Annotated in this window: 12 protein-coding genes; 6 read left to right on the top strand and 6 right to left on the bottom strand. The window is 41.7% G+C overall.

Going from position 1 to position 18,519, the window contains the following annotated elements; translation table 11 throughout:
• Positions 1 to 114 precede the first annotated feature (114 nt).
• Entirely contained in the window at positions 115 to 2,823 is a 2,709-nt protein-coding gene (locus AAEY93_RS11075) for a bifunctional acetate--CoA ligase family protein/GNAT family N-acetyltransferase (protein ID WP_124011482.1), read from the top strand.
• Positions 2,824 to 3,109: 286 nt separating this feature from the next.
• Here the strand turns inward: AAEY93_RS11075 and AAEY93_RS11070 are convergent, their stop codons facing one another.
• A complete protein-coding gene (locus AAEY93_RS11070) occupies positions 3,110 to 4,132 on the bottom strand; it encodes a GGDEF domain-containing protein (protein ID WP_124011483.1) in 1,023 nt (340 codons plus the stop codon).
• Between the two features lie 273 nt (positions 4,133 to 4,405).
• Here AAEY93_RS11070 and eco point away from each other — a divergent pair, with 273 nt between their 5' ends.
• Positions 4,406 to 4,969: a serine protease inhibitor ecotin gene (gene eco / locus AAEY93_RS11065; RefSeq protein WP_124011484.1), complete on the top strand. Its 564-nt coding sequence runs from the start codon at positions 4,406 to 4,408 to the stop codon at positions 4,967 to 4,969.
• Positions 4,970 to 5,029: 60 nt separating this feature from the next.
• Positions 5,030 to 5,776, top strand: a complete 747-nt coding sequence (locus tag AAEY93_RS11060; protein ID WP_124011485.1) for a TrmJ/YjtD family RNA methyltransferase — start codon at positions 5,030 to 5,032, stop codon at positions 5,774 to 5,776.
• 58 nt (positions 5,777 to 5,834) lie between these two features.
• Here AAEY93_RS11060 and AAEY93_RS11055 read toward each other — a convergent pair whose 3' ends face one another.
• The 5 genes from AAEY93_RS11055 to pssA all read right to left on the bottom strand — a co-directional run bounded on the left by AAEY93_RS11055 (position 5,835) and on the right by pssA (position 11,055).
• Positions 5,835 to 6,110, bottom strand: coding sequence for a hypothetical protein (locus AAEY93_RS11055; protein WP_101031676.1), 276 nt, complete (start codon positions 6,108 to 6,110; stop codon positions 5,835 to 5,837).
• Positions 6,107 to 8,116 (bottom strand): RecQ family ATP-dependent DNA helicase, encoded by a 2,010-nt coding sequence (locus AAEY93_RS11050; protein ID WP_124011486.1) that lies wholly within the window; start codon positions 8,114 to 8,116, stop codon positions 6,107 to 6,109. Before AAEY93_RS11050 ends, AAEY93_RS11055 begins: the two co-directional genes overlap by 4 nt.
• Before the next feature lie 209 nt (positions 8,117 to 8,325).
• On the bottom strand, positions 8,326 to 8,679 hold the full coding sequence (locus AAEY93_RS11045; protein WP_124011487.1) for a hypothetical protein: 354 nt from the start codon (positions 8,677 to 8,679) through the stop codon (positions 8,326 to 8,328).
• Between the two features lie 154 nt (positions 8,680 to 8,833).
• Positions 8,834 to 9,643, bottom strand: coding sequence for a tRNA-uridine aminocarboxypropyltransferase (locus AAEY93_RS11040; protein WP_351076865.1), 810 nt, complete (start codon positions 9,641 to 9,643; stop codon positions 8,834 to 8,836).
• 71 nt (positions 9,644 to 9,714) lie between these two features.
• Positions 9,715 to 11,055: a CDP-diacylglycerol--serine O-phosphatidyltransferase gene (pssA, locus tag AAEY93_RS11035; protein WP_351076862.1), complete on the bottom strand. Its 1,341-nt coding sequence runs from the start codon at positions 11,053 to 11,055 to the stop codon at positions 9,715 to 9,717.
• Positions 11,056 to 11,659: 604 nt separating this feature from the next.
• On the opposite strand from pssA, the gene dacB reads away from it, so the two are divergent.
• The 3 genes from dacB (at position 11,660) to katG (ending at position 18,282) form a co-directional block, all read left to right on the top strand.
• Complete coding sequence (gene dacB, locus AAEY93_RS11030) at positions 11,660 to 13,345, top strand: D-alanyl-D-alanine carboxypeptidase/D-alanyl-D-alanine endopeptidase (RefSeq protein WP_164839484.1); 1,686 nt, start codon at positions 11,660 to 11,662, stop codon at positions 13,343 to 13,345.
• A 250-nt stretch (positions 13,346 to 13,595) separates the two neighbouring features.
• Positions 13,596 to 15,008, top strand: coding sequence for a TonB-dependent receptor (locus tag AAEY93_RS11025; RefSeq protein ID WP_124011491.1), 1,413 nt, complete (start codon positions 13,596 to 13,598; stop codon positions 15,006 to 15,008).
• Between the two features lie 1,087 nt (positions 15,009 to 16,095).
• Complete coding sequence (katG, locus tag AAEY93_RS11020; protein ID WP_124011492.1) at positions 16,096 to 18,282, top strand: catalase/peroxidase HPI; 2,187 nt, start codon at positions 16,096 to 16,098, stop codon at positions 18,280 to 18,282.
• Positions 18,283 to 18,519: the final 237 nt, after the last annotated feature.

Below are 18,519 nucleotides of genomic sequence, written 5' to 3'. Positions count from 1 at the left end.
ATTCACAAAATAACGACCGCGTAAAAATAGTGTCTTTAACGTTATTCCACAAAATATTATGCTAATCTAACCTTAATCACCGTGCTTATTGCCAGCCAGCTAAGGTCACTTTCTATGAGTCAACGTAGCATTAATGCTCTATTTAAACCCACGTCTGTGGCAGTCATTGGCGCGTCTAACGGCAATAAACGTGCGGGTAAAGCCATTATGAAAAACCTGCTTTCGGGTGGTTTTTCTGGACCCATTATGCCGGTCACCCCCAAGTACACTGCTGTGATGGGGGTATTGGCTTATCCCAATATTGAAGCGCTACCCATCAAACCAGATCTCGCCATTATTTGTACTAATGCGCTAAAAGTCCCCAGTATCGTTGAACGTTTAGCGCAATTTGGCTGCAAAGTGGCCATTATTATGGCCTCAGGCATGGCCTCGCAAACCGACGAGCAAGGCAATAATTTACTTGAAGTCACCAAGCAATATGCTAAACGTTACGGGATGCGTTTGTTAGGCCCCAATAGCTTAGGAATGATTTTACCGCCTATAGGTCTCAATGCCAGTTTAGCCCACGCAGGTGCCAACACCGGGAAAATCGCCTTTGTGTCACAATCTGCCGCCATTTGTACCACGGTACTCGATTGGGCAAACAACAAAGGCATTGGCTTTTCTTCCTTTATTTCATTGGGTGATGCCACCGATATCGACTTTGGTGAATTGCTAGACTATCTAGGCCGTGACAGTAAAACCAGCGCCATCATGTTATATATTGATTCAATAAACGAAAAACGTCACTTTTTATCTGCTGCCCGTGCCGCCTCGCGCAATAAACCCATATTTGTGATTAAATCAGGACGCAGCCGTGAAGGTGTAAAAGCCGCCATGCTCCATACTGGGGGGATTGGTGGCAACGATGCCGTTTACGAAGCCGCCTTTAGGCGTGCCGGTATGCTAAGGGTTAATGATTTAATCGAATTATTTGCCGCGGTTGAAAGTCTCGCTCATTCTGCACCCCTAAAAGGCGAACGATTGGTTATTATGAGCAATGGCGGCGGCCCTGCGGTGCTTGCTGCTGATGAGCTGATCATAAAAGGTGGCAAATTAGCCCCCTTGTCAGAAAAAACAGTTGCCGAGCTCAACACTATTTTGCCTAGCACCTGGTCACAGCAAAATCCTATCGACATGATTGGTGATGCAGACCATCAACGTTACGCTGATACCTTAAATGTGCTGATGAGTAGTAATGAGACTGACACCATTTTAGTGCTGCATTCGCCATCGATATTAGGCGAAAGCGTCGAAATAGCCAACAGTATTATCGACATCATTAATAAACACCCCAATCGAAACCGATTAAATATACTCACCAACTGGGGCGGTGAGGACTCAGCTTATCTCGCCCGCAAACGGTTTACTAAAGCTGGCATTTCGACCTATCGCACCCCTGAAGGGGCTGTAAAAGCATTTATGCATATGGTCGAATACCGTCGTAACCAAAAATTACTCCAAGAAGTGCCACAATCGATACCCGATAATATTCCGACTGATAGCCACGCGGCGCGAGCATTATTACAACAGGCCTTAGATAATGGTCAAACCGTACTGGAAACCCATCAAGCTGGTGATATTTTACGAGCTTACGGCCTCAATACCATTGAAACATTGTTTGTAAAAGACGTGGATGAAGCCGTCAATGTCGCCAAGAAAATAGGTTATCCGGTGGCGTTAAAAGTGCAATCACCCGACCTACTCTACAAGTCGGATGTCCACGGTGTGGTATTAAATTTAGCCTCGGATGAAGATGTGAGCTATGCCGCCCACTCTATTATTAATCGGGTTCATCAAATTACTCCTAGCGCCAAAATTGACGGTTTGATTATTCAAAAAATGGCCTTAACCGCGGGGGCACAAGAAATTCGGGTATCCGTGATTAATGATCCGGTATTTGGCCCCGCTATCTGTTTAGGTGAAGGTGGCTCGGATTGGGACCCGACTCGTGATGCTGCCGTTGCCTTGCCTCCGTTAAATATGGCGTTGGCGCGATATATGGTCATCCAAGCACTGAAAACCCACAAGTTACGTGACCGTCACTTACCACTGGGTTTAGACATGAATGCCTTGTGCGTCATGTTAACCCAAATCTCTCATTTGATTATTGATTGCCCTGAAATCGCTGAATTAGACATTAATCCGGTGTTAGCGGCGGGTGAGAAAATTACATTATTAGACGTCAATATGCGGTTGCATGATACGCCACAAGACAACATCAACCGCTTAGCCATTTTGCCTTACCCGAAAGAATTAGAACAAACCACCACCTTAAAAAACGGTCTTCAGGTGATGTTAAGACCCATTTTGCCCGAAGATGAACCTAAGCATTTAGAGTTTGATAATTCATTAAGTGATGAAGACAGATACAAACGTTATTTTGGGGTGCGTTCACGGATGACCCATGAAGAAATGGCAGTATTAACTCAAATTGATTATTCCCGTGAAATGGCGTTTATCGCAACCACAATGACAGAAGATGGCGAAGAGCTGACCTTAGGCGCCGTGAGAGCATCTATCGACCCAGATAATACTGAAGCCGAGTTTGCTATGGCGGTACGCAGTAACTATCAAGGGATCGGCTTAGGTAAGTTATTGCTCGAAAAACTGATTGCTTATTACAAGACCAATAACACCCTTTATTTAATGGGGTTTACCATGTTTGAAAACCGCAGTATGGCCAACCTTGCCAAGTCACTCGGGTTTACAGTGTCATTTGATATGGAAGAACATCTGATAAAAATGCACATGGATTTGCAACCTGAGTCTACCGCCCAATAACATTCTGATTAACACACGGTATTAATCAGCAATAGATAAACAAACGCCCACCAATGGATCATAGCGATTACATTCATTGGTGGGCTTAAACGTTTTATAGCCAAATACCCGTGCGATTAAACAAGCTAAAAAACACTATCGAAATAGCCATTATGCCAGCTAGAACCGACCTGATAACGTCTGATTATTGACGGGCATGTCGCTAAATCAATAACTAAATAATGTGTTAAATCAAAAGCTAAATAGAGGACTGTAATTATAGCCATAAAAACGATATAGATTAACATCAAGCAAACTTAACGCAATTTTTACCGGCTGATTTTGCAATATAAAGTTGCTCATCAGCGCGAGAAAATAACGTATCAATGTCATCACCCGTTTGAATTGTTGCCACCCCAATAGAGACGGTAATATGGCCTAGATTTTGTTTCTTTTCTTTACCGATAGAAAGCTGTTTCAATGAAATTCTCTCGCGGATCTTTTCGGCCACATTCACGGCGTCGTTAAGCTTGGCATTGGGTAACATGACGACAAACTCTTCACCGCCATAGCGGGCAACCAAATCGTCGCCTTTAACGGTATTTTTCATGGCTAAGGCAACATAAGCCAAAACCTTATCGCCAATTAAATGGCCAAAAGTATCATTGAATACCTTAAAATCATCGATATCTATCATCAACAGACTGCATATGGTTTGGGTATCATTAAACTTAGTCACCTGCTCTGCGGCAAACAGTTCATAAGAACGGCGATTTTTTAACGATGTCAGTTCATCCGTCATGGCCACCTTACTTAAGTTGTCCATTTCATCTTTGAGGCTGGTAATCTCTTCAGATAACGACGCAAGACTCACCGCCATGTGACGATTATTGGCAATCACTTGTTCCACTTCATCAGCAATACATTCCACGATAAGATGGAGTTCATCAGCATTGGGGGTTGTTTGCAGCTTTTCACCAAATTCATTAAGATTAGCTGAAAAAGACTCAGTACCAAGATTTAGCAGTTCAACCTTATTCAATAAGCTGTTTATCAGAATTTGAGTTTCAATGTGCACATTTTCAATAATTTCTGGTGAACGTTCTTCAATAAACCGATTGTATAAGCCTAAGTTAACTTCGGGAGTAAATTGGACCTTATTAGCAATTAAACCATCAATTGCACGTTTAAGATTAATGTTCGTCTCGGCAAAATAATCAAACCAAATAGCATAATTTTCTGGCGTTACAGGAATAGCTAATGATGCCATTTTAGGTAATGCCAAATGCAGTATATGCGAAGTTTGTTCAAGATTTTGGGTATTATGCATCGAAAACGATACCTTAGTAATAAATACAATGTGTCAAAGGTTATCAGTATGTTATGTCATACTTATGAACTAAACTCAATTATTGATCGTTTTGTTAACCATTAGACATGGGTAAATAAAACGTATTCATTTAACCCTTTTAGTCCCACACAGCGTTTACTATAAATAACCAAGGTAAACATACTTTTATTATTTGTTATTTTTAGTGTGAACACCGGAAATACCATGCCTTTTAATGCGAAACATCTTACATACACTTTACGAGGACAGAATATGAACCTGCCAGCTCTCGCTTATGCCAAAAAGCTCATCATTACTGTAACTATCATGACTAGCGTGTTGTCGTTTGGATCGAATGCTACAAGTCCTGTTGACAATAATTATCTTAACAACATAAAAATTAACAGCACAGTTATGGATACCCGTCATTATCAACCGCAAGTTGCCAGTAAAATGTATCCCTCACCTTCCGCTGGAATGGTACAACATGTGCTTACTTTGCCAACCCTAGCCGATGAACAAAATTACATGCTTGAAGTGCAAATAGGCCAAAATAAACTTGTCGATTGCAATAAAATCAATCTCATAGGTAAGATTAGCACATTGTCATTAGCCGGCTGGGGATATGTTTATTACCAAGTCGATAAAGTGATGCAAGGCCCGACTACCAGAATGATGTGTACTGCAGAGAGAACCGCTGAATTTATTGTCCTCAATGAAGCCCTGACGCTGCGCTATGACAGCCGTCAACCTAAAGTCTTTTATTTACCTGAAGGTACTGATTTACGTTATAGAGTGTGGAAAACTGCCAGCGAGTTTGTGTTTAGTGAGCAGTAAGCGTTGAGGCACAAAGGGCTTAAGTTTATACTTGGGTCACTTTTCATCAGTTGTCGATTTATGTCTATTTCATTTGTGTTAGTTGAACCCACCCGAGCGGCCAATGTGGGTGCTGCGGCTAGAGCTATCAAGACCATGGGTTTTGAACAGCTTATTTTAGTTAATTCTGCATTACATTTACAGCCTGAAGCACTTTGGGTGGCACATGGTGCACAAGATATTCTCGCCAATACCATTACCGTAGACAGTCTAGCGACATTACGTGAACATACCGACCTGCTGATTGCCACAACAGCACGTGAAAGAGGAAGCCCAAGGTGTTATTTATCACCGACAGAGTTAGTCAGTACGTTACAAAGCAAGAATGTATTCGGACCAAGGAGTATCCAGCGAGAACCCCCACATACTCACTCATTGCAAAACCTCGCCCATCCATGTGCTATTGTATTTGGCAGAGAGTCTAGCGGACTGAAGAATGAAGAGTTAAGCCTATGTGATCTCTACAGCTATGTGTCATTAGCTGCCGATTATCCCTCGCTAAATTTAGGCCAAGCAGTGATGGTGTTTGCCTATCAACTCAGCCAGGTTGATAAAAAAATTGGTCTACAACAGTTAGCGGCCACAGATATAGCAACTGACCAATTACAGGCTTTAAAGGCGAAAGCGATGGCTTTAGTCGAGCAGATTGATGCAGGGGAAGATACTAAACTTGTCCAATGGCTCAGCGACGGCATAGCCATGCTGGGACAACGTGATATGAAAATGGCTCATCAATTATTGAATGACATTGCAAAAAAACTGAAATAATCCATCAATTAACACTCAGCACACCGAAACGTGGTGAGCTGAGTTTACGATATTGGGTTTAGTAACGGCGAACCCTTACCACTTGCATTATTTCAATTTCAAAGCCACCCACGACTTCTTTTGCAGGGTAGTAAATCAGATTCACTTTATGGTCTAACAAACTTTTGAAACGTTGAGGTCGCTTGTATTTAAATGGCACATCGCAATCTTTAATCATTAACGTTTGTACCACCCATTCTCCAACTTGACGTTGAATATGGGATACTACCGTCACGCCTTCACTTTGTATTAACTCACCGTGTCGCTTTAACAATATTTCAGGAACCGGTTTCATGGATTTACCTTCTTAACAGTATCCAGAATATCTTGATATCGATAAGCACTAAAACGTCCAAAGCCATCTAATTGTTTTACTTTCAAACGACTAAACATTGGCATTATCATACCAGCAAGAAATTTAGCCTGCGTAGCAATGGTTGGAGTGGGTAGCGATTTTGCCTGAGCCAGTATGGTTAACGGTTCAAGCAATGTTGTCACTGTGGCCGAGTCTGGTATCGGAGCCAAAGCTTGTTTTGATAATACAGCAATTTGCCCACGACAAACGCTGCAATGACCACATATTTGTGGTACTGAGTGGTCATCAAAATACTGAGCTAAATTTGCACTTAAACAACGATCAAGTTCAAAAAAATTGACTAGCTTACTAATCCGAACAATTTCTTTATGTTCATTATCACTAAAATACTCACTGAGTTGCTGAGTAAGTTGTTGTAATTGTTGCGGTGTCGATAACGCCTGCTGTTGTACATCATACACTTGAGTAATTTTTTTTGTCTCAAGAATAATCAAATCCTGCTCAGCTAAATAATTTAATGCCGCAACGACTCGTTGACGCTCACAACCATGTTGTTGATATAAACTATCAAAATCCAGTTGTCCCCAAATCTTTTTAAACTGTGTATGGGCAAACACCTGACTAAGAAACTGCTGGCGTTGGTCATTAAATCGACTGAGAATGGTTTGCGGGTCTTCAACAAACCGATATTTAAATTCAGCAAAATAAGCATAGCTTGGACGGATCACGCCGAGTAGCTCTAACTGTACAAATAACGTCTTCAACGGCAATGAGCGAATATTACACGCGGAGGACAATGGCGTTTCTTGTACTTCCCAGCGACCATCTTCAGTCTCACTGGCAATTATACCTAATAACTGGCTAATATTCTGTGCTTCAGGAGTATCACCATAAACAAAATTTTCAACCGTATTCAACCCATCTAAATTAGCTAGCGTAACACAGTGAGATAATTGTCCGTCGCGCCCTGCTCGGCCAATTTCCTGGCTGTAATTTTCAATCGACTTAGGTAAATCAAAATGGATAACAAATCGAATATCCGATTTATCAATGCCCATACCAAATGCAATGGTCGCCACTATCACTTGGATTTGATTATCCATAAAATGCTGTTGAATATGCTGGCGGACAGTTTGATCCATCCCCGCATGATAAGCTGCGGCATTGATCCCTTGACGGATCAAGTGTGCGGCAACGTCTTCAGCCGTTTGCTGTAAGGTCACGTATACAATACCGCTACCAGTATACTCTTTTACGCTATGGGTGAGTTGATTGAGTTTTTGCAGCTGACTTACCGCAATAACTGATAAATCTAAGTTCGCCCGATAAAAACCAGTTTGGACCACCTGTTCCGGTAATAAACCAAAACGCTTGGCCATATCCAATTTGACTTGTTCTGTTGCCGTTGCGGTTAACAATAAACTTTGGGGGATAGCAAATTCTTGACAATATTGCGGTATTTTTAAATAGTCGGGCCTGAAATTGTGCCCCCATTCAGAAATACAATGCGCTTCATCGACCACCAGCAAAGAAATGGGTACTGACTTAAGGAATTGCCTAAAGCGCTCATTTTTAAAACGCTCAACCGATACCATTAAAATCCGAGTGCGCTGTTCACGAACATCGCGCATGACTTGTTGTGTTTGCTCATAGGTTAAACTTGAATCAATACTGGCGGCCGCGATCCCCTTGCTGGTTAAAAAAGCTAACTGATCTTTCATTAATGCCAATAATGGCGAAATCACTAAGGTGAGATGAGGTAACTGTTGGGCGCAAAACTGATAACACAAAGACTTGCCAGAACCGGTAGGAAATATCGCTAACGCCGAATGACCGCCTAAAATGGTTTCGATAACCGCTTGTTGGCCTTCTCTGAACTCAGTAAAACCAAATTGTTGTTGTAGCAATTGATGTAGCGTTTGATGATCGAAAATTGCAGGGGTCGCTTCTGTGAGTGCGGTTTCGGAGTGCGCTAAGGGAGTCATAATTAATCCTGTTATTAACCCCAAACAACATAGGATTATACAATTAACGATTAAGCCGTAAGCTTTAGTGCTATCCGCTAAATCTAAAGTGCTATTAGTTAAATCTAAAGTACCATTAGTTAAATCTAAAGTACTATGGGTTAAATTTTAAGTACTATGGGCTAAATCTAAAGTACTGTGAGTTAAATTTTAAGTACTATGGGTTAAATCTAACGTTTACGGGCAATATATTGATTAATCAATTGCGTCAGTTTATCTTCAAAGCGTTCTTCTATTACATTAAGGTCTTGATCGAAAGAGCCAATGAACTTAATGGCTTTATCGCGAGACAACACCTTACCTGCAAGACTGTATTGAATTTCAATTAAGCTTTTGTCAAAACGAGGCGCAAGAAGCCAATGACACACATCAGCATTTAAGGTCACTAATGCACGTTCGGCAACCCGGCAAAAAGTGTTGATATGATCGACACCATCAGGTCCTAAACAACCTGGTTCAAGACGGCACAAGATGACTAACTTGCTAGTATTTATATCTCTAGTACTGTTTATCGACTCTTCCATAGATTGTACGACACTGTCCTTAATAAAAAACCGGTAGATGAGATCCACACCGACGCATAAGATCTAACGTTGCGCCTGCAGGTCAAGCCATAGGCGTTCGGTTAGCATCTCCTAATTGGACACAATATGCAACTGCTTAGCAGTGGTTAGCCGCTTAAACGGTCCGTTTGCTGCACTCATGACTGACGTTTAATGCTTGCTTATAAGCATCAATAAACACAGCAATAGGGGTTAATGTTTCTTTTGCTCGGCGGTTACGCCCCAGCAACGAAGATTCAACGAATAAATCAAACCAAGTAGATAATGCTAAACCATTTTGTGGTTCTTCAGCAGCGGTTAATGCTAACGCCGCCACTTCAGCGGTACCGAGTTGAAAATCATGACTCCCTTTGCGGAGTGCATAAGTCGCTAAGGTGTCGGGTGCAAATGATAATACTGGCATTTGATGTAAATACGGGCTTTTACGATACATTTTTATCGCTTCACGCCAACTGCCATCGAGCATCACCAACAGAGGCGTTTTAGCGTGACCAGGGGCGGTTGACAATTCGGCGGCAGTTATGTGTTCAACAATGGCTTGATCGTTTTCAACATATTGTTGTGGGAAGACTAAAAACGGTTGGTATTGTGGATTGGTTAATAATGCCAACATCGCACGATCCGTCTCTGTTCGAGTCCATAAAAACGCATGCGTGTCTGGAATTAAGTCGGCAATTAACCTACCGCTGTTGGTTGGCTTCAACACTTCATCGTTATACATGATCAGCATAAAGCTGACGTTGGTACTCAAATATTGTCGATGTTTACACGTGCAAAATAATTCACCCAAAAGACATAAATTACACCTAACAAGTTTCTTTCCTCGAGCACCAAAGGGCTTAGTCGACAATGATTTTCGATATTCATGCAACCGATGTACTGCATGAATAGGCGCTTTAATAGCTTTACTTGATAGCTCTGACATTTGACAACTCTGAGGTGAAAAAAATTCATCACCAATAATGGTGATGAACGAGTATAAACATTTTCAGGTAATTATAGAATACGGCGCAGTAAAAAGTCTGCTTTTAAACGGCGAATTCGATTCATGATTTTTTTCACTGGTTTAGGGTATTTCTGCAAGGTATCAATTTGGCTATAATGATATAACCGCTCAGTGTGGAGCAAGATATATTGCTGCTCTTTGTTGAACGACTCTTTCCAGCAACCTGAATCATCATGCAATAATAAAGCGTTTTCTAAATCTAATGCCCAAGCTCGTGGGTTTAGATTTGAACCTGTGATGAGATGCTTACGATTATCAGCACTGATGCCTTTCAAATGAAAACTGTTAATCCCATCTTTCCATAAATGAATATTAAGCTGTCCATTGTCAATCGCCCACTGCTGGTTTTTGGCAAATTTACGCAGTGATTGTTCGTACATATATGGCAATGCACCAATGGTAGTAAAATCTTGATCCGGCGGAATATAGAAATCGTTAGCAGTTTTGTCACCCACGACAATATCAATTTTTTTACCCTCACGCAGATGTCTTGCTAATGCACGGGTCAAAATAGTCGGAGGATTAAAATAAGGCGTACAAATAAACAACTCTTGAGTTGAGGAATCAACCAACTTAATGATTGTGTCATTTAATACGTTGTTCCTTCGCCCTAAGCCGACCAATGGCGTTACACGGTTGCCCACTGTGGTTGAGGTATACTGATATCGCACCTGAGATAATCGATACTTAAAACTTTTAATATCGTTCTTTTCAGGGCTATCATCATTGTCACCAGCTTGACTTAATATACTTACGGCAGGATCGCTGACGATGTCATTTTGTATCATATCGCGCATGCTGCGGGCCAGCTCAGGGCTGTCGATAACATGGTATCTATCGAAACGGTATTTCTCTTGCTGCTGAAAATAAATATTGTTAATGCTCGCGCCACTGTAAATAACAGTGTCATCGATAATAAACCCTTTAAGGTGTAACACACCCATAAATTCACGAGACTTAACCGGCACGCCCACAATATCAAACGGGTGCGTCGCTTCAGCCATTAATTGACGATATAAAACATTATTACCACTGTCGCCTTTTTGACCAATGAGGCCTCGGCGTGCACGATGGTAATCCACTAACACTTTAATCTCTAATTGTGGGTTTTGGTCTTTTGCAGCTAATAGCGCATGCAATACTTCACGGCCGGCTTCATCATCTTCAACATATAATGCCGCGATGTAAATTGAAGATGTTGCCGATGCGATTTTAGTTAATATGGCTTGCTTAAAGTCTTTTGGGTTAAGCAACCAAGACACGGCATCTGCATTTAGGGCAATACCACCTAGCTTATCCAGCAAGGCATCCTCCTTAAAATGGGTGACCACTACGATAATCAGTAATGGGATCTAATTCAAAAACATTACAGCGATATATTGTAATTGTGAGTACGCTGTTGGAATGTTTAGCAAACATTACGCGCCATGTTTATTACGCACATGTTTGACAGACACATAGAGGGAGTTATCAAACTTCAACCTCAACTCATGATATTTCTTTTAACGTCATTTCAATCGTGTCTACGAGATAGCATTGACAGTATTAAACCTCACTGTTTGGTGATAAATCGAGGTCATTCTATCAGATCAACTCGACATCAACGACGCCACGATATTATGCAAAATGGTGCAATTGCAACTCTGAGACATCGATTTTTGATAGATTGTTGAGTTTGGCGTTTATTAAAACGATAGAAATTACCGACTAACAAGGTGATGAGCAAGATTTTTCTCACTTAACAGCGGTTTTAATACGCTTTTTTGCCGATAATTAGACCATTAAACTAAGATTGCTTGCTAACTAGTCAGCTAAAGAGACCATGATAAACACATAAAGCACATATTTATAAGCAAAAATCATCAAATGCGTATCAGCCAAGGATTTCATCAGCTAACATCATCTATCGTTAGTGAACTCTTGATGAAGGCTTTTATGAATTCAATGCTTTTCTACCTCACTCGGCCTCGTTCATCTTATGAGCATCAATATGGGAGGGGTACTCAAGCCTTATGGCTATTATGTGCATTTCTCGTCACAAGCCAGCCTTGTGTCGTCAAAGCAACAGAACTGCCTAACCAACAATCAACCATTCAACAATCAATCAATCAGCAACCCATATCGACACCCCAAATCGACAAGGTTGCCCAGCAGCCTGCAGCGTTATATCTTGATAGTATGCTGCAACTATTAAAACCAATGCATTCACAGTTAGGCATTACCGTGTGGGACATGACTAGTCAACAAACGGTATTTGAGTACAACAATCAATCGTTGATGCAGCCTGCCAGTGTCCAAAAACTGTTAACCGCATTGGCCGCGACCAAACAACTCGGTAAAGAATTTACCTACCAAACACGATTAACTACGCTAGCAGAGCAACCTCTGGATAAAAGCCGGATTGACCATGGCATTTATTCTGGTGATATTTATGTCGAGTTCAGTGGCGATCCGACTTTTAAGTACCAAGATTTGCGCCTGTTACTCGCCTCCTTAAGTCAGCTGGGCATCACTGAACTGACAGGCAACATCGTATTAACCAGTGAACAAGACAGCCAACTACAAGCACCTGGATGGGTATGGGACGATTTAGGGATCTGCTATGCGGCCCCAATATCGCCTTTCATCATTGATAAAAATTGCGTCTATGGTCGATTAGCCACAGAGGGTTACAATAAAATAGCCAACATCACCATGATGGGTAACAGGCCTATTGAAATCAGTAGCGATGCTTATTTTGTCAACCCGTCCACGACGTTGCCGATTGCTAAACCTGCGGTTAAGTCATTAACCGATACTGGCGTTATTCCCACACTATTAACGGGATCTGCCCCACAGTGTCACTTATCGTTAAGCCGTTTCGATAATAATCGTTATCATCTCAGTGGCTGTTATGTTGGGGCTAAATCATTACCGTTAGCGATAGCCATTACGGAACCACAACTTTATGCTCAGCAGATTGTGGCTAAACAACTTGCCTCTTTAGGCATTGTGCATCAGCAACCTATTACGGCGAGAAAAATGAGTACGGATCCGCAATTTATTGCTCAACGGTACATTATCGCCAGCCACCAATCTGCAGCCTTGCCTCAATTGCTCGAAACCATGTTACTCAAATCAGATAATTTAATTGCCGACAGTTTACTCAAAAAACTGGGTGAGGATTATTATCAGGCGCCAAGTGACTTTGCCCAAAGTAGCCAAGCATTGAAAACCATTCTTTACTCGATAGGCATCGATTTATCCAACGCAAACATCGCCGATGGCTCAGGTTTGTCACGCTATAATTTACTCACCCCGGAGCATGTATTAAGTGTACTCACCACCCTATATCAACAACCACAATACCGCTTTTTACTCAACTTATTACCAGAATCAGGTGTCAGTGGCACCTTACGCTACAAACGCTATTTTAATAAGTCACCGTTGAAAAACCATGTGTTTGCTAAAACCGGCAGTATGTTGGGTATTGCTAACTTAGCGGGCAAAGTTAACGTCAGTAATGGCCATGATTATTTATTTGTTTTATTCGAAAATGGCCTAAGCCCACAAATTAAAAAACAGCAAAAAGCGCCGTTTTCAGCGATATTCTTGCAAACCATGATGGATGTGCCTAGATAATATTGCTACCTATGGACGTATCTTAACGAAAGGTGCGTCATCCTCAATCGCGATAATGTAATTTTAGCGCCACCAGCAAGGTCAACTCCAACCAAACTGACGCTAACAGTCAGTAACAAAAGTAATAATTATCGTTAAATCATCATTATATCGTTACAAATGGCCTTTCAGCACTAGCGCATATTATCACTTGCTATAACATTGCTAACCGTAACCTTAAGATATCAATGTTTTATCGGCTGGAGATATTATGGATAAGCAAGTCAGTTCGCGTGGCACAAAAGAAAAAGCCCTTCGTTTAAATTTAGACGAGAAAAAGTACGGCACCATAGTCGAAATTGGTGCCGGACAAGAAGTTGCGCGTAACTTTTTTGTGGCTGGCGCAGCTGCGGGCACGATAGCAAAAACGATGTCGGCCTACGATATGAAATTCTCTGATGCCATCTATGGAGTTCAAGAAGATGGTCGTTATGTCAGTAAAGCGCGCGTCTTAGCGATGATGGAGCAAGAGTTTGATTTAGTGGTTGATCGCGTCGGTGCAATTCGTTCAAAGTCTTCACGTTATTTTGCTTACGCAACAACCGTTTCGGCTAAAAGCTTTAATCGTAAAAACGAATGCCATGCATGGTGTGGGGTGCGTATTCAAATGTACCCAGGTGCTGAACCGTCAAATATTATTGTCCATGTACGTATGTTTGATGACAGCGCCGAAGCACAACAGCAAGCATTGGGTATTTTAGGGGTAAATTTGATTTACGCCAGCTATTACTATTTTGAAGATCCAAAGCAAATTATCGATTCGTTAACCGACAGCTTAAAAGCCAATCGGATTGAAATTGACTGTATTGACTTCCAAGGTCCCTACTTTGAAGATGTCGACAATCAAACCAAGAATATTCATCTCATTCGCAGTTGGAAAACCCGCGCGATAATGTTTAAAGCCGATGGCAGTGTCGCGGTCCCAGCCGATATGCTCTACAAAAAGAATGTATTAACCATTCGCGGATCGTTTAAACCTATCACCAAACTCAATGTGGATATGATTGAGCAAGGCTATAAAGCCTTTTCCACATTAGAGGGAGTAACCGATAAGAACACGGTGTTAATCGCCGAAATATCGCTAAATGACTTACACGGCAAAGATGCCAATATGACCGAAAAGGACATCATGGAGCGGGTTAAATTGCTTAATTTATTAGGCTACAACGTGATGATTTCCGATTACACGCGCTACTTCTCATTACGGGCCTATTTCCGTCAATACACCCAATTACAAATTGGCATTGTGGTGGGCATGATTAACATCAAACAAATTTTTGATGAAGAATTTTACCGCGGTTTAGAAGGCGGTATTCTTGAAGGTTTTGGTAAATTGTTCCCGGATAACACTCGCTTGTTTGTCTACCCTGAACGAGATGAAAAAGGCATTCTTAACGATTTAACCACGGTCAGCGTACCCAATAACCTACGCTATTTATTCCGTCATGTGCTTGATAATGGTTTTATCACCAGTATTGAATCAAGCGATATTGATCTGTTTAATATATTTTCTCGGGAAATTTTACAGCAAATTTGTCGTGGTCAAGGAGAATGGGTTGACGCCGTTCCCGAGCCGGTGAGTAAAGCGATAATGGAACAAAAATTATTCGGCTACCGCGGATAATAAGCCCATAATAGCTTTTTGCTATGATTAAACGGTCATTGCTCTACTCGATGTAAGATGACTCAATTTTCGGCTAAATCTCTTAAATAATTGATTATATTTTATGTCATTATGCATAAAAGTAGCTTTGCTAGACTATTGCTTAAAATGGCTAACTTATCTTAAGTTAGCCATTTTACTTAACAGGCTCTTTATTAAACGCCCCCCCCCCGTTAACATCGGCAATTAATGGTAATCATTCACAACAGCTGACCTGTTTTTTAGTCATCCGTACTCTTTACAACAGGAAATAGCGGTTGTTACAGATAGCGGCTTTATCCGTGCCTTTATTCGGGATCAGCATGGGGCCTTCAACTTAAGATCAGCTTATAAAAAGGTAACTAACAGAAATATTGCCAAATAATCGAGATCACTGAATGGGTAAAGTAACAAGTTGCAAAGGGTATTGATTATTTTGGTTCCTTAGGATTATCGACCTCAATTATCCACCCAAATTATCCACCTCAATTACCCACCTCAATTTTTCAGCTAAAAATGTACCAGCCCCTAATTTGATCAATAAATGCGTGACACTTGTTAATTGCAATGACTCATCAAAATATCAGTAACCTTGACCATAAAGATGTTGAGCTCGCGCTCGTAAAATCAGTACGGTCGTTATCGCAACATCTTAATTGTACTGTTAGTGCTGAAGGGGATGAACAAATTGAAACTGGCGCCAAACGTCAAGCGTTCGGTTGCGACTGAGCTCAAGACTAAAATTACGGTCAACCTATGCCGACAAAACAATCGCCATTTTATCCAAGCTTCTGTGGCGTAATCATCATGACAAACCTTTACCAATACAGAAGTAAATTTAGTGACCTAGATCATAAATTCAACTGAAGTATTAACTTAACCTCATGATTGGTTAATTGTTCTATGATTAATTAATTATTCGATTTATAGGCCCCCTTATTATGTATCAATAAAACCGATTAACCAAACCGGAAAAAGTCGCTTTCTTTAGTTACCACAGTCAGTTAGCCTAGTTAAGCAATCCAATAATACATAAAATTTATGTTATTAAGTGATCAAGGAAAATATCATGGACAAAGCACAACAATCTCAAGGCAAGTGCCCTGTTAATCATGGCGGTAATACCTCAGTCGAAGACGATGTGATGGAATGGTGGCCTAAGGCACTTAATCTCGATATTCTTCATCAACACGACAGAAAATCAGATCCGATGGAAGCTGACTTCAATTATCCTGCGGCCTTTAAAAGCCTTGATCTTTCTGCCGTAAAAAAAGATCTCATCGCATTAATGACTGACAGCCAAGACTGGTGGCCAGCTGATTGGGGCCATTATGGCGGACTGATGATCCGCATGGCTTGGCATTCTGCAGGGACATACCGTATTGCTGATGGTCGCGGTGGAGCAGGAACAGGTAACCAACGTTTTGCGCCCATAAACAGCTGGCCAGATAACGTCAATCTAGATAAAGCGCGTCGCTTATTATGGCCAATCAAAAAGAAATACGGTAACAAACTCTCTTGGGCTGATTTAATTATTTTTGCCGGTACTGTTGCCTATGAGTCTATGGGACTCAAAACATTCGGTTTTGCGGGTGGTCGCGCCGATATATGGCACCCAGAAAAAGACATCTACTGGGGCTCAGAAAAACAATGGCTTGCCACTAGTGACTCACCAGATAGTCGCTATTCTGGTGAAAGAGATCTCGAAAATCCATTAGCCGCTGTAATGATGGGATTAATTTATGTCAACCCAGAAGGCGTTGATGGTAAGCCCGACCCACTGAGAACCGCACAAGACATTCGTGTCACCTTTGAACGCATGGCAATGAATGACGAAGAAACTGTCGCCCTTACCGCGGGTGGTCACACTGTGGGTAAATGTCATGGTAATGGCCAAGCAGAAAATCTACAAGCCGTTCCTGAAGGCGCAGAACTTGAAGACCAAGGCCTGGGCTGGTTAAATAAAACAAGTCGTGGCGTGGGCCGGGATACGGTTTCCAGTGGTATTGAAGGGGCTTGGACCACTAACCCAACACAGTGGGACAATGGTTACTTTGAGTTATTGCTTAACTACGAGTGGGAGCTTAAAAAAAGCCCTGCTGGAGCGTGGCAATGGGAACCCATCAATATCAAAGAAGAGCATAAACCTGTTGACGTTGAAGACCCATCAATTCGTTTAAACCCCATTATGACAGACGCCGATATGGCGATGAAAATGGACCCAGAATATGGCAAAATCTCGCAACGTTTTTATCAAGACCCTGCTTATTTCTCTGACGTGTTTGCCCGTGCTTGGTTTAAATTAACTCATCGTGATTTAGGCCCTAAAAGCCGCTATCTTGGCACCGAAGTCCCTGCTGAAGAGTTAATTTGGCAAGACCCTGTTCCACAAGTTGATTACAGCTTATCAGAGCAAGAAATTAACGATCTTAAAGCCAAAATATTATCCAGTGGATTGAGTGTTGCAGAGCTTGTGGCAACCGCTTGGGACAGTGCCCGTACCTTCCGTGGTTCTGATTTCCGTGGTGGCGCCAATGGAGCGCGTATTCGTTTAGCGCCGCAAAAAGGTTGGCAAGGAAATGAGCCGGCAAGATTGCAAAAAGTATTAGCAGCATTAACCACTATTCAAGCCGGTCTAGCGAAGTCTATCAGTATGGCTGACTTAATCGTACTTGGTGGTACTGCTGCAGTAGAAAAAGCCGCTCACGCTGCTGGTGTCAAGGTTACAGTGCCGTTTGCGCCTGGTCGTGGGGATTCCACCCAAGAGCAAACCGATATTGAGTCTTTTGAGGTATTAGAGCCGTTGCACGATGCTTATCGTAACTGGCAAAAGAAAGACTATATCGTTCAGCCTGAAGAAATGATGCTCGACCGTAGTCAATTAATGGGACTAACCGCCCATGAAATGACAGTTTTGGTTGGCGGTATGCGAGTCTTAGGTACCAACTACGACAACAGCAAACACGGTGTGTTTACTGACAATGTCGGCGTGTTATCGAATGACTTTTTTGTCAACTTGACCGACATGTCATACAACTGGAAACCTACTGGCAATAACCTATATCACATTATTGACCGTAAAACAGGCAAGATGAAGTGGTCTGCCACTCGCGTTGACTTAGTCTTTGGTTCTAACTCTATACTGAGATCTTATGTCGAAGTGTATGCTCAAGATGACGCTAAAGAAAAATTTGTTCATGACTTCATTAAAGCATGGACTAAAGTCATGAATGCGGATCGATTTGATCTAGTATAACGTTCATCAGTACGTGATAACCGCTTGTCATAAAAAAAGCACTGTGAATATTAGTCACAGTGCTTTTTTATTACAGTCAATTCAATCAACATAATGATGATACCCAAGCCACTTCAACATGCTCGTTTCAGCGCTCCCGCAGGATAACTGAACAAGGCTGTGATTGAAGATAATGGTGACTCCCTTGTTAATATCACTACTCCTAGAGCCTAGATCGCTTCGCTGCTAGGACGCTAC

Origin of the sequence: Shewanella sp. CAL98-MNA-CIBAN-0140, assembly GCF_040309905.1 — a bacterium.
In the GTDB taxonomy this organism is placed as follows: Bacteria; Pseudomonadota; Gammaproteobacteria; order Enterobacterales; family Shewanellaceae; genus Shewanella; species Shewanella psychromarinicola.
The sequence above is the reverse complement of the archived record's forward strand: the minus strand, read 5'-3'. Positions and strand labels throughout refer to the sequence as shown.